At 73.4% G+C, this 17,095-nt stretch carries 18 protein-coding genes; 8 read left to right on the forward strand and 10 right to left on the reverse strand.

Translation table 11 applies throughout. The features are described from left to right. The first annotated feature begins 47 nt into the window (after positions 1–47). Complete coding sequence (locus tag BN344_RS14425) at positions 48–791, forward strand: HAD family hydrolase (RefSeq protein ID WP_231486873.1); 744 nt, start codon at positions 48–50, stop codon at positions 789–791. Continuing rightward, complete coding sequence (locus BN344_RS14430; RefSeq protein WP_040339333.1) at positions 788–3,145, forward strand: glycoside hydrolase family 65 protein; 2,358 nt, start codon at positions 788–790, stop codon at positions 3,143–3,145. The genes BN344_RS14425 and BN344_RS14430 overlap by 4 nt, the downstream gene beginning before the upstream one ends. Before the next feature lie 15 nt (positions 3,146–3,160). Here the strand turns inward: BN344_RS14430 and BN344_RS14435 are convergent, their stop codons facing one another. From BN344_RS14435 to BN344_RS14445, 3 genes are all read right to left on the reverse strand, one after another. Next, complete coding sequence (locus BN344_RS14435) at positions 3,161–3,865, reverse strand: M50 family metallopeptidase (RefSeq protein ID WP_040339334.1); 705 nt, start codon at positions 3,863–3,865, stop codon at positions 3,161–3,163. A gap of 74 nt (positions 3,866–3,939) precedes the next feature. Continuing rightward, on the reverse strand, positions 3,940–4,131 hold the full coding sequence (locus BN344_RS14440; RefSeq protein WP_040339335.1) for a hypothetical protein: 192 nt from the start codon (positions 4,129–4,131) through the stop codon (positions 3,940–3,942). A gap of 65 nt (positions 4,132–4,196) precedes the next feature. Next, the gene (locus BN344_RS14445; RefSeq protein WP_040339336.1) at positions 4,197–4,844 is read right to left on the reverse strand and encodes a response regulator transcription factor; all 648 of its coding nucleotides are present in this window, start codon (positions 4,842–4,844) and stop codon (positions 4,197–4,199) included. Positions 4,845–4,855: 11 nt separating this feature from the next. Between BN344_RS14445 and BN344_RS14450 the strand changes: the two genes are divergently transcribed. Then, positions 4,856–5,473, forward strand: a complete 618-nt coding sequence (locus tag BN344_RS14450; RefSeq protein ID WP_051515962.1) for a hypothetical protein — start codon at positions 4,856–4,858, stop codon at positions 5,471–5,473. Between the two features lie 447 nt (positions 5,474–5,920). Here the strand turns inward: BN344_RS14450 and BN344_RS19955 are convergent, their stop codons facing one another. After that, positions 5,921–6,796: an aminoglycoside phosphotransferase family protein gene (locus BN344_RS19955; protein WP_208091993.1), complete on the reverse strand. Its 876-nt coding sequence runs from the start codon at positions 6,794–6,796 to the stop codon at positions 5,921–5,923. Further along, a complete protein-coding gene (locus BN344_RS14460; protein WP_051515963.1) occupies positions 6,781–7,155 on the reverse strand; it encodes a hypothetical protein in 375 nt (124 codons plus the stop codon). The genes BN344_RS19955 and BN344_RS14460 overlap by 16 nt, the downstream gene beginning before the upstream one ends. Before the next feature lie 174 nt (positions 7,156–7,329). Between BN344_RS14460 and BN344_RS14465 the strand changes: the two genes are divergently transcribed. Then, on the forward strand, positions 7,330–7,563 hold the full coding sequence (locus BN344_RS14465; protein ID WP_040339337.1) for a hypothetical protein: 234 nt from the start codon (positions 7,330–7,332) through the stop codon (positions 7,561–7,563). Positions 7,564–7,591: 28 nt separating this feature from the next. Here the strand turns inward: BN344_RS14465 and BN344_RS14470 are convergent, their stop codons facing one another. After that, complete coding sequence (locus BN344_RS14470; protein WP_231486875.1) at positions 7,592–7,993, reverse strand: hypothetical protein; 402 nt, start codon at positions 7,991–7,993, stop codon at positions 7,592–7,594. A 118-nt stretch (positions 7,994–8,111) separates the two neighbouring features. Here BN344_RS14470 and BN344_RS14475 point away from each other — a divergent pair, with 118 nt between their 5' ends. Both BN344_RS14475 and BN344_RS14480 read left to right on the forward strand, forming a co-directional pair. Beyond that, positions 8,112–8,885 (forward strand): glycerophosphodiester phosphodiesterase, encoded by a 774-nt coding sequence (locus BN344_RS14475; RefSeq protein WP_040339338.1) that lies wholly within the window; start codon positions 8,112–8,114, stop codon positions 8,883–8,885. Positions 8,886–9,100: 215 nt separating this feature from the next. After that, positions 9,101–9,445, forward strand: a complete 345-nt coding sequence (locus tag BN344_RS14480; protein WP_040339339.1) for an RNA polymerase-binding protein RbpA — start codon at positions 9,101–9,103, stop codon at positions 9,443–9,445. A gap of 85 nt (positions 9,446–9,530) precedes the next feature. On the opposite strand, the gene BN344_RS14485 is transcribed toward BN344_RS14480, so the two are convergent. The 3 genes from BN344_RS14485 to BN344_RS14495 form a co-directional block, all read right to left on the reverse strand. Continuing rightward, complete coding sequence (locus BN344_RS14485) at positions 9,531–10,028, reverse strand: FxsA family protein (protein ID WP_040339340.1); 498 nt, start codon at positions 10,026–10,028, stop codon at positions 9,531–9,533. Positions 10,029–10,051: 23 nt separating this feature from the next. Continuing rightward, positions 10,052–11,671: an apolipoprotein N-acyltransferase gene (lnt, locus tag BN344_RS14490; RefSeq protein WP_040339341.1), complete on the reverse strand. Its 1,620-nt coding sequence runs from the start codon at positions 11,669–11,671 to the stop codon at positions 10,052–10,054. A gap of 546 nt (positions 11,672–12,217) precedes the next feature. Beyond that, complete coding sequence (locus tag BN344_RS14495) at positions 12,218–14,224, reverse strand: glycosyltransferase family 2 protein (RefSeq protein ID WP_231486878.1); 2,007 nt, start codon at positions 14,222–14,224, stop codon at positions 12,218–12,220. Positions 14,225–14,366: 142 nt separating this feature from the next. Here BN344_RS14495 and BN344_RS14500 point away from each other — a divergent pair, with 142 nt between their 5' ends. After that, the gene (locus BN344_RS14500) at positions 14,367–15,467 is read left to right on the forward strand and encodes a glycoside hydrolase family 26 protein (RefSeq protein WP_051515965.1); all 1,101 of its coding nucleotides are present in this window, start codon (positions 14,367–14,369) and stop codon (positions 15,465–15,467) included. A 46-nt stretch (positions 15,468–15,513) separates the two neighbouring features. Further along, positions 15,514–16,050: a GNAT family N-acetyltransferase gene (locus BN344_RS14505; RefSeq protein WP_231486880.1), complete on the forward strand. Its 537-nt coding sequence runs from the start codon at positions 15,514–15,516 to the stop codon at positions 16,048–16,050. 7 nt (positions 16,051–16,057) lie between these two features. Here the strand turns inward: BN344_RS14505 and BN344_RS14510 are convergent, their stop codons facing one another. Next, positions 16,058–16,918 (reverse strand): lysophospholipid acyltransferase family protein, encoded by an 861-nt coding sequence (locus BN344_RS14510; protein ID WP_051515966.1) that lies wholly within the window; start codon positions 16,916–16,918, stop codon positions 16,058–16,060. Between the last annotated feature and the right edge of the window lie 177 nt (positions 16,919–17,095).

A 17,095-nucleotide genomic window follows, 5' to 3' on the forward strand; every position in this document is an offset into this window, starting at 1 on the left:
CGGCGTCGGAACGGTGCTGCAACGGCCGCGCCGGTAGCGTCGTCGCCGTGCCTGTATCCGGCCTGGGGCTGCCCGAGTCCATCCGCGCCTGCCTCTTCGACCTCGACGGTGTGCTGACCCGCACCGCCACCGTGCACATGGCCGCGTGGAAACGCACCTTCGACGAGTTCCTGGATCGCTTCGACCCCGGACAGCCGGAGTTCAGCCAGTCCGACTACAACAGCTTCGTCGACGGCAAGCACCGGGCCGACGGCGTGCGCGGCTTCCTGGCCAGTCGCGACATCACCCTCCCCGAGGGTGGCCCCGAGGACCCGCCCGACGCGGCGACCGTCCAGGCGATCGCGAGCCGCAAGAACGAGCTGGTGCTGCGCGAGCTCGAGGAGCACGGCGTGGAGGTCTATGCCGGCTCGGTCCGCTACCTCCGCGCGGTGAAGGAGGCCGGTCTGCCGGCCGCGGTGGTGACGGCGTCGGCCAACGGTGAGCAGGTGATCGCCGTCGGCGGGTTCGCCGACCTCATCGATGCGCGGGTGGACGGCGTCGTGGCCTCGCGCGAGGGGCTGCGCGGCAAGCCCGAACCCGACACCTTCCTCGCGGGGGCCCGGCTGCTCGGGGTCGAGCCCGCCGAGGCCGTCGTCTTCGAGGACGCGCTGTCCGGCGTGGCCGCCGGGCGCGCGGGCGGCTTCGGCTACGTGGTCGGCGTCGACCGGGTGGGGCAGTCCGACGCGCTGGCAGAGGCCGGCGCCGACATCGTGGTGGACGACCTGGAGCTGCTGCTGGAGGACGCGACGTGACCGAGGGACGTCCGGCTTTCCCCGTCGAGCCGTGGTCGCTGACCGAGATCGGGCTGGACCATTCCTCCCTCGGCGTGCACGAGTCCCTCTTCGCGCTGGCGAACGGGCACATCGGCATGCGCGGTTCCTTCGACGAGGGGGAGCCCGTCGTCTTCCCGGGCACCTACCTCAACGGGTTCTTCGAGGAGCGTCCGCTGCCCTACGCGGAGGCCGGCTACGGCTATCCGGAGCAGGGCCAGACGGTCGTCAACGTGACCGACGGCAAGCTCATCCGGCTGCTGGTCAACGACTCGCCGATGGACCTCAACTACGGCGAGATCCTCTCGCACCGGCGCACCCTCGACCTGCGGGCAGGGGTGCTCCGGCGGGTCACCGAGTGGCGCTCGCCGGGCGGGCGCTGCGTCCGGGTGACCAGCACCAGGCTGGTGTCCCTGACCCGGCGGTCCATCGCGGCCATCGAGTACCAGGTCGAGGTCATCGACGACGAGGGCGACCTGTACGTCGCCCTCCAGTCCGATCTGCTGGCCAACGAGGTCAACCGTTTCGACACCGGAGACCCCCGCGCGGCCGCGGCCCTCGACCGGCCGCTGCAGGCCGAGTTCTCCGTCGGCCGCGGTCGGCACGCCGTCCTGGTCCACCACACCGCCCGCAGCCGGCTCCGGATGGCCGCCGGCATGGACCACCTCGTCGAGATCCCGGACACCAGCACCGAGGACATCGAGGCCAACGGTGACCTCGCCCGGTACACGCTGGCCGCGCGCATCCCGCCGGGCGGTTCCCTGAAGCTGGTGAAGTTCCTGTCCTACGGCTGGTCGTCGCGCCGCTCGGGTGCCGCCCTGCGCGACCAGGTCGACGCCGCGCTCGCCACCGCCAAGCTGGCCGGTTTCGAGCGGCTGATGCGCGAGCAACGCGACCTGCTCGACCGGCACTGGGACGACGCGGACGTCGAGATCGAGGGCGACGACCAGCTGCAGCAGGCGGTCCGGGTGGGCATGTTCCACGTCCTGCAGGCCGGTCTGCGCGCCGAGCGGCAGGCGATCGGGGCCAAGGGGCTGACCGGGCCCGGGTACGACGGGCACAGCTTCTGGGACACCGAGACCTACCTGCTCCCGGTGCTCACCTACACCGTGCCGCGGGCCGCCCGCGACGCCCTCCGCTGGCGTCACTCGACCCTGGAGCTGGCCCGCGAGCGGGCGCGCGTGCTCGGCCTGCGGGGCGCGGCGTTCCCCTGGCGGACCATCCGCGGCGAGGAGACCTCCGGGTACTGGCCGGCCGGGACGGCGGCCTTCCACATCAACGCCGACATCGCCGACGCCGTCATCCGGTACTACAACGCCACCCTGGACGAGGACTTCGACCGGGACATCGGCGCCGAGCTGCTCATCGAAACCGGGCGGCTGTGGGCGGCGCTGGGTCACTTCGACCCCGAGCACGGCTTCCGCATCGACGGCGTGACGGGTCCGGACGAGTACACCGCGGTGGTCGACAACAACGTCTACACCAACCTCATGGCCCAGCGGAACCTGCGCGAGGCGGCCCGGGCCGTGGGCCGGCACCCCGACGTCGCCGCCCGGCTCGGGGTGGACGACGACGAGGTGGAGATCTGGCTGCGGGCGGCCGCGCTCATGGCGGTGCCCTACGACACCCAGCGCGGCGTGCACATGCAGTCCGACGGCTTCACCCACCACGAGGAGTGGGACTTCGCGGGCACCCCGGCCGACCACTACCCGCTGCTGCTGCACTACCCGTACTACGACATCTACCGGAAGCAGGTCGTCAAGCAGGCAGACCTCGTCCTGGCCCTGCACCTGCGCGGGGACGCGTTCACCCTCGAGGAGAAGATCGCCAACTTCGCCTACTACGAGGCGCGCACCACCCGGGACTCGTCGCTGTCGGCCAGCGAGCAGGGCGTCGTCGCGGCGGAGACGGGGCACCTGGACCTCGCCTACGACTACTGGGCGGAGACCGCGCTCACCGACCTGCAGAACCTGCACCAGAACTCGGGCCACGGGCTGCACATCGCCGCACTGGCCGGCAGCTGGACGGTCGCCGTCGCGGGATTCGGCGGGCTGCGCGACCACGACGGGGAACTGATGTTCGCCCCGCGTCTGCCACCCCGGATCGACCGCCTGCGCTTCCGGGTGGTCTACCGGGGCCGCAAGCTGGTCGTGTCGGTGACGCCGTCGTCGGCGATCTACCGGCTGGCCGACGGCGAGCCGCTCGAGATCCTCCACCACGGTCGCCGGGTGACCGTCGACCAGACCGACCTCGAGCTCGACGTCCCGGCGGCGCCACTGGCGAAGCCGGTCCGGCAGCCGTCCGGCTGCGAACCCCGTCGGCGGGAGCGGATCTGAGCCCGAGGAGCGGGGTCAGGCCAGCAGCCAGCGGCCGCCCAGCACCAGGGCCCCGACGTCCACGACGAGGAAGAACCCCACCCACAGCACCGCCGGGAGCCGCGTCAGGCGGGCCAGCTGATCGGCGTCGGAGTCGCGGGCCCCGCGACGACGGCGGGCCGCCTGCAGCTCCAGCACGGTGCGGGGCGCCGCGAGCAGCAGGAACCAGGTGGCGACCGCCGCGAACGCGGCCTGCCCGCCGGGCGGCAGCCACCACGTCGCGGCGAGCACGGGTCCGCCGGTGAGCAGCACCGACCACAGGCCGTACCAGTTGCGGATCTGCACCAGCAGCAGCGCCAGGAGACCCAGCAGGGCCCAGAGCAGCCCGATCGCATGGCCGGCGGCGAGCAGTGCGGCGGCACCGAGGCCGAACAGCGCCGGACCCGTGTAGCCCGCGGCGCAGGTGAGCACCATGCCGAGCCCGGTCGGCCGCCCCGAGGACAGGGTGAGCCCGGAGGTGTCCGAGTGCAGCCGGATGCCCGACAGCCGGCGCCCGACCGCGAGCGCGACCAGACCGTGCGCGCCCTCGTGCGCGATCGTCACCGCGTGGCGGGCCCGCCGCCACGCGGGAGGCCAGAGGACCAGCAGGGCGGCGACCGCCGCGGTGCCGACGAGCAGCTCGGGGGAGAGGTCGGGAACCGGGGCGGTGACGCGCTCCAAGAACCGCTGCAGCCCCGCCACGTCGGGCAGTCAACCGTACGGTCCCGGGAACGCCCCGCACGTGCCGGCGACGGCGGGGCGACCCCGGCGCCGGGTCAGTTGCCGGGCTTGACCGCCCTGCCGCGCTCGCGCTCGTCCTCGTCGGCCTCGTAGGCGCCGGGTACGGGGGTGGCCGCGCCGGCGTCCTCGCCGGGGGAGAGCGGCTTGCGGATCAGGTTGCCCTGGCCGTGCGACGGCGAGCCGCCCGGCTCGTCCTTCTCGTCGGTGTCGGGACGCGGATCTGCCACGGGGTCCTCCTGGGGTCGTCGTCCTCGGCCGCTACCCGTCGACCGGGGATCGAAGCCGCGGAGCCTCACACCAGTCCGGCGTCGTGCACCACCAGCGCCACCTGCACGCGGTTGGCCGCCGCGAGCTTGGTGAGCAGCCGGGACACGTGCGCCTTCACCGTCGCCACGCTCATGTAGGCCTCGGCGGCGATCTGCGCGTTGGACAGCCCCCGGCCGACGGCGAGGGCCACCTCGCGTTCCCGCTCGCTGAGCCGTTCCAGCAGCGCCAGCGCGGCGGCCCGCCGCTCGTCGGGTTCCGCGGTCGGGCCCTCGGCGTCGGCGACGTGCGCCATCAGCTGGCGGGTCACCGTGGGGGAGAGCATCGGCTCGCCCGCCGCCACCCTGCGCACGGCCTCGACGATCGCGGCCGGCGGGGTGTCCTTGAGCAGGAAGCCACTGGCACCGGCCCGCAGGGCCCGCAGGACGGAGGCGTCGGCGTCGAAGGTGGTGAGCACGATGACCTCGGGCCCGTCGGCGCGCGCCCGCAACCGCTCGGTGGCGGTCAGGCCGTCGACGCGCGGCATCCGGATGTCCATCAGGACGACGTCGGGTGCGTGCTCCGCGACCGCGGCCGGCACCTCCTCGCCGTCGGCGCCCTCGCCGACCAGCACGCAGTCCCCGGACCCGCCGAGGACCATGGCCAGCGCGGCCCGCACCACCGGATCGTCGTCCACGACGAGGACCCTTGCTCTTCGCCGAGGAACCGGACAAGACCTTCGCCATGTTCTTCGCCACGACGCAGCTGCCCGTCGGGATGCTGCTGCCCGTGGTCGGCATCCTGCTGGTGACCAGCGAGTGGTCGCAGCGCACCGCGATGACGACGTTCGCGCTGGTGCCGGCCCGCTCGCGGGTGCTCACCGCCAAGGTGCTCGCCGGCGTCGTCCTCGGCCTGCTCGGGGTCGCGGCAGCCGCGGTCGCGTCGGCGCTCGGGGCGTTGCTGACCCCGGTGTTCACGAGCGACACGTCGGACTGGGGGGTCTCCGGGGACCACGTCGTGCAGGCCGTGCTCGTCCAGGTCGTCACGATCCTCATCGGCATCGCGTTCGGCATGCTGCTGTTGAGCTCGCCGCTGGCGATCGTCCTGTACTTCGTCCTGCCGACGATCGTGACCATCGTCGCGAACACCGTCGGCGCCCTCAGCTGGATGCGCGACTGGCTGGACCTCAACACGACCCTGGCGCCGATGTACGACGGCTCGCTGGACGGCCAGGGCTGGGCGCAGGTCGGGACGTCGGTGGCGCTGTGGGGAGTGCTGCCTCTCGTGGCGGGCTGGATCCGCATCGAGCGCAGCGAGATCGGCTGACGTCGTCCTACCGCGCTATCCGGTGGCGCACCCGGACGGCGGACGATCCGTCACAGTGACGTATTGAGCCGGGTTTGGCTGGGTGGACCGCCGTCCATCGGGGACGCGCATCAGCGCGATGCGGCAAACGGCGGGGGATGCGTCACAGTGACGCAATAGGGCCAGCCGGCCCCGGCCGGCGAGAGGGGCCCGGTGGCGGCCCGGCCGGACGGCCGACGGTTCGCCGCGGGGTCGGCCGACCGGGGCGAGGTGGCGGTGCGACGACGACACGGCGGTGCCGGCTCGACGGGCTTCGGGAGACGTCGTCGACGTCGCGGTGAGGGTCGGTCGCGGGCGATGTCGTCGGCGGGGAGGGCTCCGGGCCGTCAGGAGCGGGGCACCCCTCGGCTACTTGACATAATGTGCATTATCGGCGCACGACCCAGGTGGGTGGGCGCTGCTGCGGGATCAGCTCACGTCCCCGCTCGCCGGGTGCAACGCCCGCAGCAGGTGGTGCCCGAAGCGCTCGAAGTCCTCGGCGCCGACCTCGTAGGCCCAGACGGCCGTGCCGACGGCTTCCCCGACGAGACTCCGGCGCCACTCCTCGGGGTCCCGAGGGTCCCCGCCGTACCCGTCGAAGAACGCCGCCTCCAGTCGTGGGTCGCGCGCGAAGTCCTGCCGCGCCAGCCGCACGAAGTCCTCGGTCGGCGGCCGCAGGTCGGCCCGCCCGAGGTCGATCACCCGGACGACCCCGTCGTCGATGAGCCAGTTGCGAGGCTGCCAGTCGCCGTGCGTGGGGACGACGGTCGCGCCCCCGCCCGGCCAGGTCGAGACCTCCGCGCGCAGCACCCGTTCGATCTGCGGGTCGATCCGGTGCGGCTCGTCGAGACGGCGCTGGACCCGTGCCCGCAGCTTGTCGTGCCATCCGGGGTCGTGTGCCTGCGTCTGGCCGTGGAACCGGGCCAGCAGCGCCCCCGCCAGGCGGTAGACCTCCGGGTCGTCCTGGGCCGGCGTCCCCTCCAGGAGCCGGCCGGGCAGGTACCGGGTGACCAGCACCTTGGCCGGTCCGTCCGCGTGGAGCAGTGCCGGGGCATGGCCGGTCGACACCCAGGGGGCCAGCCACTCCCTGTGCGCCCGCAGTTCGCGCGCGATGTGACTGTCCGCCGGTCCCCCGGCCTTGACGATCAGCCGCCCCTGTTCGCTCTCCACCTCGAGGACGACCGTCTCGACCAGGCCCCAGCTGTGGTCGGCGATGACCCGTGCGTCAGGGATCCACCCCGCCACCAGGTGACGCTGCTCGGGTCGCAGCCGGTCCAGTCCCGAGCGGTTCACCGGCTCAGCCACCGGGCCGCCGCGTCGAAGGTGCCGTCGGGTGTGCTGTTGAAGGCGATCGCCGCCGTGGGCGCCGCGCGGTGCACGAGGTTGAGGACCCGCTCGAACAGGTCCAGGTCGTTGCGGACCCCGCCGCCGATGACGACGACCTCCCAGGGCCGGCTCGTGACCGCCCGGGTCACCACGTCCTCGATGTCGTCGCTGCCGTCCAGCCCGACCAGGCAGCTCTCCGCGCCGACCCCGGCGTCGGCGAACCGGGCCATGCCTGCGGCGATGCCCTCGGCGACGGGTGCGGGGTCCCACGGCCCGGGCACCCGGTACGGGTCGAGACCGATCACCAGCACGCGGGGCCCGTCGACGACGTCGTGCACCGGGCGACCGTAGCGCCCGGGACGGTCCCGAGTCCCACGACGACTCCCCTCGTCCCCGGATTCCCCTCCTGCCCCATCCGGGCACACCGGCGGCATTACGTAACAGTGACGCAAGGCGGGTGTTCGTCGCCGATTCGACGGGCGGGCACGACGAGGTCTTCGTAGGGTCGAGGCATGGAGATCCGACGCCCGCTCGCCGCGTTGTTCGCCGCTCTGACCCTGTTCGGCGGAGGCGCCACGCTGACCGCCTGTGGCGACCCGACGACGCCGAACGAGGGGACGACGGACGACGACAGCGAGAACACCGGCGGCAGCGAACGCGGCGAGGACGAGCGCGGCAACCTGCCGGACAACACCGACCCGGAGAACGAGGACGACGGGGACGAGGACACCACCGATCCGGACTGATTCCCGGTGACGCCGGCCGGCGTGGCGGTCAGCCGCGTTCGGTGACCCACAGGCGGTCCAGGCGACCGGTCGAGTGGACCAGGTCGGCCAGTGACCGCTCGAGCTCTGCCTTCGTCGGCTTCTCGGTGAGCAGCGTCTGGACGTCCTCGAGGGCGCAGCGCAGCTGGTAGAGCCGGTCCTGCAGGCCGTCGAGCTCGGCACGCGAGACCAGGACGACGTCGTCGGGCAGGCCGGCCTTCGCGGTGGCGGAGCGCTGCTCGTAGGCGCGTTGCCGGCAGGCCTGGCCGCAGTAGAGCCGCGGCCGCCCCACGCTGCCCTGCTCGGGCAGCACCCGGCGGCACCAGCCGCAGCGACGCTCCTCGCCGCTCCCCCGGTTGGGTGCGGGGGAGAGCCGGGTCTGCGTCACCGTGCCGGTCGCGTGCTGTGCCACGTCCGGCACGCTAGACGCCGACGGCGACAGGACCGACGGAACACGCCCGGAACACCTCTCGATCGACACCGGCCGACCCGACCCGACGGCCGTCCGGGCGCCTGACTAGCGTGTTCCCGTGGCCCCCGCGCGCTTCGCCTTCCTCGATGCGCCCACCCCGCTGGCCATGGCCCACCGCGGTGGGGCGATCGAGCACCTCGAGAACACGATGCCGGCGTTCCAGGCGTGCGTGGACCTCGGCTACCGCTACATGGAGACCGACGTCCAGATCACCGCCGACGGAACCCTCGTGGCCTTCCACGACACGGTGCTGGAGCGCGTGACCGACCGCAGCGGCCGGGTGGACGCCATGACCTGGCGGGAGCTCTCCGAGGCCAGGATCGGCGGGCGCGAACCCCTCGTGCGGCTGGAGGACCTGCTCGGTGCCTGGCCCGACGTCCGGTTCAACCTCGACATCAAGACCGCGGGTGTCCTCGCCCCGCTGGTGAAGCTCGTCCGCCGGATGGGCGTGGTCGACCGCATCTGCCTCGCCTCGTTCTCCGACGCGCGCATCGCCGCGGCCCGCCGGCTGCTGCCCGACGTCTGCACATCACTCGGCCCCCGCGGGGTGGCCGCGCTCCGGTTGTCCTCCTACTCCCCCCGTGCGGCCGGTCTCGTGCGCATCCAGGCCGGCTGTGCCCAGGTGCCGCTGCAGCTGGGCGGCCGGGCGCTGGTGGACGAGCGGTTCCTCGCTGCCGCGCACGCCCGGGGCCTGCAGGTGCACGTCTGGACCGTGGACGACCCCGACGAGGCGCGGGCGATGCTGGACCTTGGCGTCGACGGGATCATGACCGACCGTCCGGCCATGCTGCGGGAGGTCCTGGAGCAGCGCGGGCAGTGGTCGCCGGGCTGATGTCGGGCAGCCCTGACGGGCGGCTCAGCTGGCGGCTCACCCCTCCGAGGGGTGGAGGAGGCCAGGACACCCCCCCATGCGATGATGGGAAGCCATTTCGGCGGAATCTCTTCGCCACATCTGTCGTTCATCTCTGTGACTCCTCGGTACGTGGGTATGGGCCCGCTACCGGCGTCGAGTCCCGACCGACACCACGTACGAGAGGACGGTGTGCAATGGGCGAGCGTTCACTGCGCGGCAGCCGACTGGGCAGCGTCAGCTACGAGACCGAACGGAACACCGCGCCCATCGAGCGCCAGTACGCCGAGTACCGGTGCCCGTCCGGCCACCTGTTCACGGTGCCCTTCGCTGACGACGCCGAGCTCCCCGACACCTGGGAGTGCAAGTTCGACGGCGCCGCCGCGAAGCTGGTCGGCGGCTCGGAGCCGGCTCCCAAGAAGGTCAAGCCGCCGCGCACCCACTGGGACATGCTGCTCGAGCGTCGTTCCGTGGAGGACCTCGAAGAGGTCCTCGCCGAGCGCCTCGAGGTGCTCCGCGGCCGGCGGACCCGCGCCAGCTAGACGAAGGACCGCCTCACGGAGGCGGGCCGAGTGCGAACGGCCCCGGTGGGATCTCCCACCGGGGCCGTTCGACGTCTTCCGGAGTTCAGCTCAGCGGGCGCCCGTCCGGGCCGCGGAGCACCTCGCCCTCGATCACCAGGGGTGTCGTGCCGACGTCGTCGCGCTGCGGCATCTCCGCCGTGCGGACGCTGTCCACCCGCACCGGCGGGCGCAGCCCGCCCGGCAGCCGCGAGGCGATCAGCGCGGTCAGTCCCGCGCGGACCAGCGAGCGGGTGCCCGGCAGGAGGCACAGCAGGCCCAGCAGGTCGCCGATGAACCCGGGCAGGACCATGAGCAGACCACCGACGGCCACGAGGCCGGCGTTGCCGAGCTCGCGTCCGGCGGCGCGGCGCGTGCGCGCGCTCTCCCGAAGCTCCAGGAGCGCCTTGGTTCCCTGCCGGGCGAGCAGCGCCCAGCCCAGCACGGTGGTGGCCAGCGCGGCGAGCACCGTGACCCCCGCGCCGACCCACTGGGCGACGAGGACGAACACGACGATCTCGGCCAGCGCGAACAGGCCTGCGGCGATGCGTATGCGACGTCCCACGCCGGTTCCAACGCTCCGGGAGCTCATCGTGCTCCCGATGCGGGCTGCGACTTCCGCCGCAGCCGCACGGCGGCCCCGACGGCGAGGACGCCCACAGCCGTGAGCAGCCACTCCGGACCGGCTCCGAGCCGGCTCGCCACGCTGCGCGAGTCCCGCTGCGCGATCTCCTCGACGAGGACGTCCGGGGTGAACAGCTCGGAGGAACGGACGATCGTGCCGTCCGGCGCCACGATCGCCGAGATGCCGCTGGTGGCCGCCACGGCGACCGTGCGGCCGTGCTCCACCGCCCGCAGCCGGCTCATCGCCAGCTGCTGCTCGCTCTCGTCGGTGTAGCCGAAGGTGGCGTTGTTGGTCTGCACGACCAGCATGCCGGCTCCGGCCACGTCGGAGACCAGCCCGTCGTAGACGACCTCGAAGCAGATGAGGTTGCCCACGCTCGTCCCGCCGAGCTCCAGCACCCCCGGGTCCTCCCCCGCCCACTGGTCGCTGACCCGGTCGACGAGCGGGCTGAAGAAGCGGAAGAAGCCGCGTGCGGGCACGTACTCGGCCAGCGGGACGGGGTGCCGCTTGACGTAGGTGTCGCCCGGGCCCTCGTCGGGGTCCCAGACGACGGCGGTGTTGCTGATGTACCGGCCCGGACCCTGGACGATGGCCCCGACCAGGATGGGGGCGTCGATCGCCCGGGCGGCCCGCTCGATCTGCCCGGCGGCGTCGTCGTTGGTGTACGGGTCGATGTCGCTGCTGTTCTCCGGCCACAGCACCAGGTCCGGCTGCGGCTCCTCCCCCGCTGCCACCGCGTCGGCCAGTTCCAGCGTCCGCTGCACGTGGTTGTCCAGGACGGCCCGGCGCTGGGCGTTGAAGTCCAGACCGGCCCGCGGCACGTTGCCCTGGATCACCGCGACCATGGAGGTCGGACCCCCCTCGGCCAGGGACGGCCCGGGCAGGGGCAGCCAGGCCACGGCGCCGACGAGCGGGATCGCGACGAGCCCGGTGAGGGCCCCGGCGAGGGGACGCACGGCCCGGCGTCGCTCCGGCCCGGTCGAGCGGACGAGGCGGACGAGGGCGAGCGCCGCCGCGGCGAGCAGGGTGCCCAGGAGCGCGACCGAGAAGCTGACGAGCGGTACTCCCCCGTAGGCAGCCAGGGCGAGCAGCGGGCCGTCGGTCTGGCTGAAGCCCAGCCGTCCCCAGGGGAAGCCGCCCAGGATGAAGCGGCCGCGGAGCGCCTCGTCGGCCACCCAGAGGGCCGCCGCCCACAAGGGCCACCACCGCAGGCGGGACGTCAGGGCCGTGGCGGCCCCGAGGACGGCGAGGTGCAGCGCCTCGAACACCGCGAGCGCCAGCCACGGGAAGGGACCGACGTAGATGCCGGTCCACGACAGCAGCGGCACGAAGAAGGCCAGGCCGAGCACCAGGCCCAGCCAGAGGCCCGACCGCACCCGCTGCCCGTGCACCGCCAGCGCGAGGGCCGCGGGTCCGAGGACGGCCAGCGGGAGGACGCCGTAGCCCGGGAAGGACAGCATCATGGCCACGCCCCCGAGGACGGCGAGCAGCGTGCGCCACGGCAGGCGCGGCGAGGGCCGGCCGGAGGGTCGGCTGTCGGGCTCGGGAGCCGCTCGGAGCAGCGCGCCGGGTGCTGCCGCCACGCGTGCCCTCCCGGAGGACGTCGTCCCGGTCGCGTGGGGCGTGCCCTGCGGGACCGGTGGTCTTCCCCCGGCCCGGTCGGACGGGGGGTCGGGGCCGCGGCACTCGCCGCTGCGGCCCTGACCAGCATCCCACTCCCGGGCACTCCGGGGACCGGCTGCATCGCTGCGGGCCCCGGACGTGCCGGAGTGCTCCTCCCCCGGTGGCGCCGGCGGACTGCCCGTGCGGCTCGGCGTCTTCGGGCCGGACGGCCGGTCGTTGGGTGCGACCGGCGCGACCGTTGTCTGATGACGCGGTCCTCGCGGGCTCCGCCGGGGTGGCCGGACGCTCCCCCGGTCTCCCGTCGGCCCCCGCGGCCCGGTTGTGCACGGCGCGGCCCCTGGCCGCACCGTGCCGGCCGGAGGGCCCGCACGTTCGATCCGGAGAGGCACGCCGCGGTGCTCCCGGTGTGGAACTGACAGGGACTGTAAGAACAGTCAGCGCCCGTTCAGGTACTTACGGTGACCATGAGAGGGACTGTGACCTGATCGTTACATTCGGTCCGGAGGTCACGCCGGCTGCGGTTCCAGCTGCGCGCGCCGGGGTCCCGGGAGCAGGCCCCTGCCCGCCTGGTCAGGGGTGATGAAGCCTTCGACCACCGCGAGCTCGCCGAGCGGCAGCCAGCCCTCCTCGCGCACGGCCTGGAGGTCCAGCAGGTGGCGGAGCTGCTCGCGCGTGAGCACGCCCTTGGCCACCAGCACCTCGCCGATGCGGCGGGCCGGCACGACCGGAGCCCTGGTGACGCTCCGCCCCGACAGGGCGTGGACCAGGGCGATGACCGTGACGTGGGTGAGCGGCGCGAGGCTGATCAGCGCCGTGACGGCCGCCCACACGTACAGGGCCGGGTAGTGGTGGTCGAGCAGGACACCGGCGGCCATGGCTCCCAGCGCCGTCCCGGCCCACAGCAGATGCGGCCGGAAGGTGCGCCAGGTGTCGCGGGTCGCCGCGCTGCCCTTGGCGGTCACCACGTACACCAGCGGGCGGCCGGCGAGCTGGGCCGCCGCGGCCGCCACGTAGACCGGCGCCGTGACGAGGTCGAGCGCCAGCCCCGAGAGCCCCCACGACCGGCGCTCGTGCTCGACCAGGTTGAAGCGGCGCATGCCGACGGTGAACGCCAGACCCAGCGCCATGTTCGCGGCGAACAGCAGGCTCCACTGCACCAGCGGCAGATGCGTCACCGTGACGCCGCCGACCAGGTACAGGACCGAGAGCAGCACGCCCCCCACCCACACGAACGCCGTCGTCGGGTAGTGGCTCTGCAGGGCCAGGAAGGAGCGGCGCTGCTGCGGCGAACCGAGCAGCGGGAGGACGCGCGGCGAGTGCTGGCGGGCGATCTGCCAGATGCCGTAGGCCCAGCGCTTCTGCTGGCTGAAGAAGTCCGAGTAGGTGGCGGGCCCCTCCCCCACGGCCACGATGTCCGGGGTGTAGACGCCCTTCCAGGTGCGGCCGGTCTCCGGGTTGGCCGCCGCGTACAGGGCCATCGACGTCAGGTGGTCCTCGATGATGCTGTCCTGGTAACCGCCGATCTGCCGGAAGGCGGTGGGCCGGTACAGGTGGTTCGTCCCGATCAGCAGCGGGGCGTCGTGCCCGTTGCCCCCGCGCTGGATGACCCCGTGGAAGAGGTAGGCGAGCTCGGCCGCGCCCCGCACCACGAAGGACTCGTCGAGATTGCCGTAGACCTGCGGTGCGACGACGAACGCGACGTCAGGATCGGCGAAGTAGCCGAGCGTCCGCTCGAGGAAGTTCGGGAACGGCACGTGGTCGGGGTCCATCTGCGCCACGACGTCGTAGTCCAGTTCGTGGTCGGCCCGCCACGAGTTGTGGTTGCCGTGCTTGGTCCGGGCGCGGTACGGCCCACCGGGCCGGTTCCACTCGAACCGCCCCTTGCGACTGAAGTGCCGGACGCCGAGCTCCTCGCATCGGCGGCGGATCTCCGGGTCGTCGCCCTCGTCCAGCAGCCAGACGTCGAGCACGCCGTCGTGGCGGATCCGCCGCATGGCGCGCAGCGTCGCCATGACCAGCTCGACCGGCTCCTTGCCCGGGACGATCGTGGTCAGCACCGCCACCCGCAGGCCGGCCGGTGGGCGCATCGGGATCGGGTCGAGTGCCCGCCCGGCGTGGTACGCGATCGTCCAGGTCCGCCACGCGGCGACCAGCTGCAGCAGGACCATGACGACCACCCCGCCCACGGCGAGGGCGTCGACGAGCGGAGCGCGTCCGAGCAGCGGCAGGTTCTGCGGCAGCAGGACGACGACGGTGAGCGCGAGCGCCGCCGTCATGTGCGTCCCGCCGAGGGCCAGGACGCCGAACCGCTGCCGGGGGGTGAGCGCCTCGCGGTACCGCACCCGGTCGCCGGTCGGCTGGAGAGGACCGGTCACCTCGGTCGCGGTGCGCCCGTACAGGCGGCCGCTCTCCCGCCGCTCGTAGGCGGGCGCGCGACCGGTCGACGGAACCGGCACCTGCGGCGTCCCCTCGCCCGGACGCGCGGTGCGCCCGGACGTCTCCGCAGCGGTCACGACGTCCACTCTCCGGGCACTCCTCGCGCGCGAACAGGACGAACGGGGGCGGCACCACCCCAAAGGGGGCCAAGGACCGGCCCTACGGGCCGTTCGGGGCGCTTCGGCTCATGTCCACCCCCGGGGGTGCCGATGGGGCAGCGTGGACACCCGCGCCTCCCGTGCCCGGCGGCGGCCGTACCGACGCCGGCCCGGCCGGCTGCTCACCGGGTCCGTCGTCGCCCTGGCGAGCCTGGTCACCTACGTGGTCGTCGCCTCCGGGCGGGTGCCGGACCCGGTGGCCGCTGTCCCGGCCGGGCCCTCGGTCGTCGAGCCCGGTCCGCCGCCGGCCGTCGTCCCGCCGGAGATCGTCCGGACACCGGTGCTCGGGCTCTCCACGCCGACCATCGCGGAGCTGGACGACTTCATCCGCACGACCGGCACGGTCCCGGAGGTGTTCGACGTCTTCGAGTCGTGGAGCCGGAACCGACCCCTGGACCCGGTCGTCGCCGACGCCGTGGCCGCCCGGGGGGCGAAGCTGTCGATCACCTGGGAGCCGTGGGACCCCGACGTCGACGATCCGCGGCAGCCGGACTACGCGCTGAGGACGATCCTGCGCGGCGAGCACGATGCCTACATCGACAGGTTCGCCGACTCCGTGGCCGCCTACGGCCGGCCGGTCACGATCCGGCTCATGCACGAGATGAACGGCAACTGGTACCCCTGGAGCGGCACGGTCAACGGCAACCGGGTCGCCGAGTTCCCCGCTGCCTGGCGGCACGTGCACGACCGGTTCACCGCCCGCGGGGTCACCAACGTCGAGTGGCTGTGGGCGCCGAACGCCGTCTACACCGGCAGTGCTCCGCTCGCGCCGCTCTACCCCGGCGACGAGTACGTCGACGCTGTCGGGGTCAGCAACTACAACTGGGGCGACGACCGCCGTGACGGCTGGAACACCAGCTGGGCGGCCTTCGGGGAGCTGTTCGACCAGTCCTTCGCCGAGCTGCGCACGATGACGACCCGGCCGATCTGGGTGACCGAGACGGCCAGCTCCAACCGCGGCGGGAACAAGGCCGAATGGCTCGCCGCCATGCTCGTCGAGGCCTCCGCGCGGCCCGACCTCGCCGGGATCATCTGGTTCGACCACGTCGACAAGGCCCGTGGCGTCGACTGGCGGATCGAGGACGAGCCCGACGCCGTCGAGGCGTGGCGGCGAGGGTTCGAGGCGCGTCCCGCCGTCACCGGTCCCGTCGTCCCTGACTGACGGTTTCCGCGTGTCCTGCCCCCCGCTCCCGGGGTAGCCCTTCCCCGTGCGGGCGAGGGTGGAGGAACTGCTGCGGACCGAGCGGTTGCTGCTGCGCGCCTGGACCACCGACGCGGCCGACCTGGCGCGGCTGGCCGACATCTACGGCCGGCCGGAGGTCACCCGCTGGCTGGGCGGGCCGCCGAGCGTCCCGCCCGACGAGCTCGTGGCCCGCTGGGCAGAGGTCCACGCTGCGGACGACCGCTTCGGCTGCTGGGCGATCCAGCCGGCGCCCGGCGAGGCGGGGCCCGCGGGCACCCTGCTGCTCAAGCCGCTGCCCAACGGTGTGGGTGAGGTCGAGGTGGGCTGGCACCTGCATCCGGACTCCTGGGGACGCGGGTACGCCACCGAGGCCGCCGCCGCCGTGATCGACCGCGCGTTCCAGCGCGGTCTGCCGGAGGTCTACGCCGTCGTGCGGCCGGCCAACGAGCCCTCCCTGGCCGTGTGCCGCCGGCTGGGCATGGCGCCCCTGGGCCGGATGACCCGCTGGTACGGCGTCGAGCTGGAGGCGTTCCGGCTCATGGCGCCGGTGGTGGTCGAGTAGCGCGGGCTCAGCGGCGGCGCAGCAGGCCGGTGACGCGCTGCCCGAGGGACTTCTTCGGCGCGGTCGGTCCGTGCCCCGCGGCCCGCACGGCGTCGGTGACGGCGGCCTCCTCCGGGGTGGGGGCGGTGCCGCCGAGGTGGACGGGGAGCCACCAGCGGTCGTCCGGCCCGGCCGGCTGGTCGGGGTAGGCCTGCTGGGCCTCGTCCAGCAGGGCCTCCATCGCAGCCCGGGTGCGGCGGAGCAGCGGCTGCACCTTCTCCCCCGGCTCCGGGACGATGGGCTCACCGAGGAACACCATGACCGGAACTCCGCGGCGCAGCTGCACCTTGTGGCCCTTGGTCGCCACCCGGTGCCCGCCCCAGACGGCGGCCGGGATGATCGGCACCCCCGCGTCGATGGCCATGCGCGCCGCACCGGCCTTGAGGTCCTTCACCGTGAAGCTGCGGCTGATGGTCGCCTCCGGGAAGACGCCGACCACCTCGCCGTCCTTGAGGGCGCGCACGGCGGCCTCGAAGGCGGCGGACCCTGCCTTGCGGTCGACGGGGATGTGCTTCATGGCGCGCATGAACGGGCCGGCGAACCAGTGGCCGAAGACCGCCGACTTGGCCATGAACCGCACCAGGCGGTGCTGGGAGATCGCGCCCAGGCCCAGGAAGGTGAAGTCGAAGAAGCTGACGTGGTTGCTGCAGATGATGGCGCCACCGCTCGCCGGCACGTGCTGGCCACCGCGCACGTCGAAGCGGAAGCGGAACAGGTGGAAGACCACGAGGGTCAGCCGGATCACGAACCGGTAGGGCCGGTCGCTCCGGCTCGGGGAGGCGCCGAAGAGGTCACGCCGTACGACATCGCCCCAGCCCGCGGTGTACATGAGCGGACCCTAACCGGCCTGGCCGGCAGCCGCGCCCCCGGTGCCGCGGATGGCGCAGGGGCGACCGTCCTCCTCGTCCCCTCATGAGCCGTTATGCCCAAGGCGCCTGCGGGATGGCGGCATCTGCGGGTGCCGCCATTCCCTCTGCTCCCCGTCCGACATCCCTCGCGGGGCCGG

The sequence above is a fragment of the Candidatus Blastococcus massiliensis AP3 genome (assembly GCF_000582785.1).
GTDB classification, from domain to species: Bacteria; Actinomycetota; Actinomycetes; order Mycobacteriales; family Geodermatophilaceae; genus Blastococcus; species Blastococcus massiliensis.

Excerpts from the sequence above, each read along its gene's own strand:
- BN344_RS14465 (WP_040339337.1), top strand. The coding sequence starts at position 7,330 with ATGGAGATCCGACGCCCGCTCGCCGCGTTGTTCGCCGCTCTGACCCTG.
- BN344_RS14480 (WP_040339339.1), top strand. The coding sequence starts at position 9,101 with ATGGGCGAGCGTTCACTGCGCGGCAGCCGACTGGGCAGCGTCAGCTAC.
- BN344_RS14510 (WP_051515966.1), bottom strand. The coding sequence starts at position 16,918 with ATGTACACCGCGGGCTGGGGCGATGTCGTACGGCGTGACCTCTTCGGC.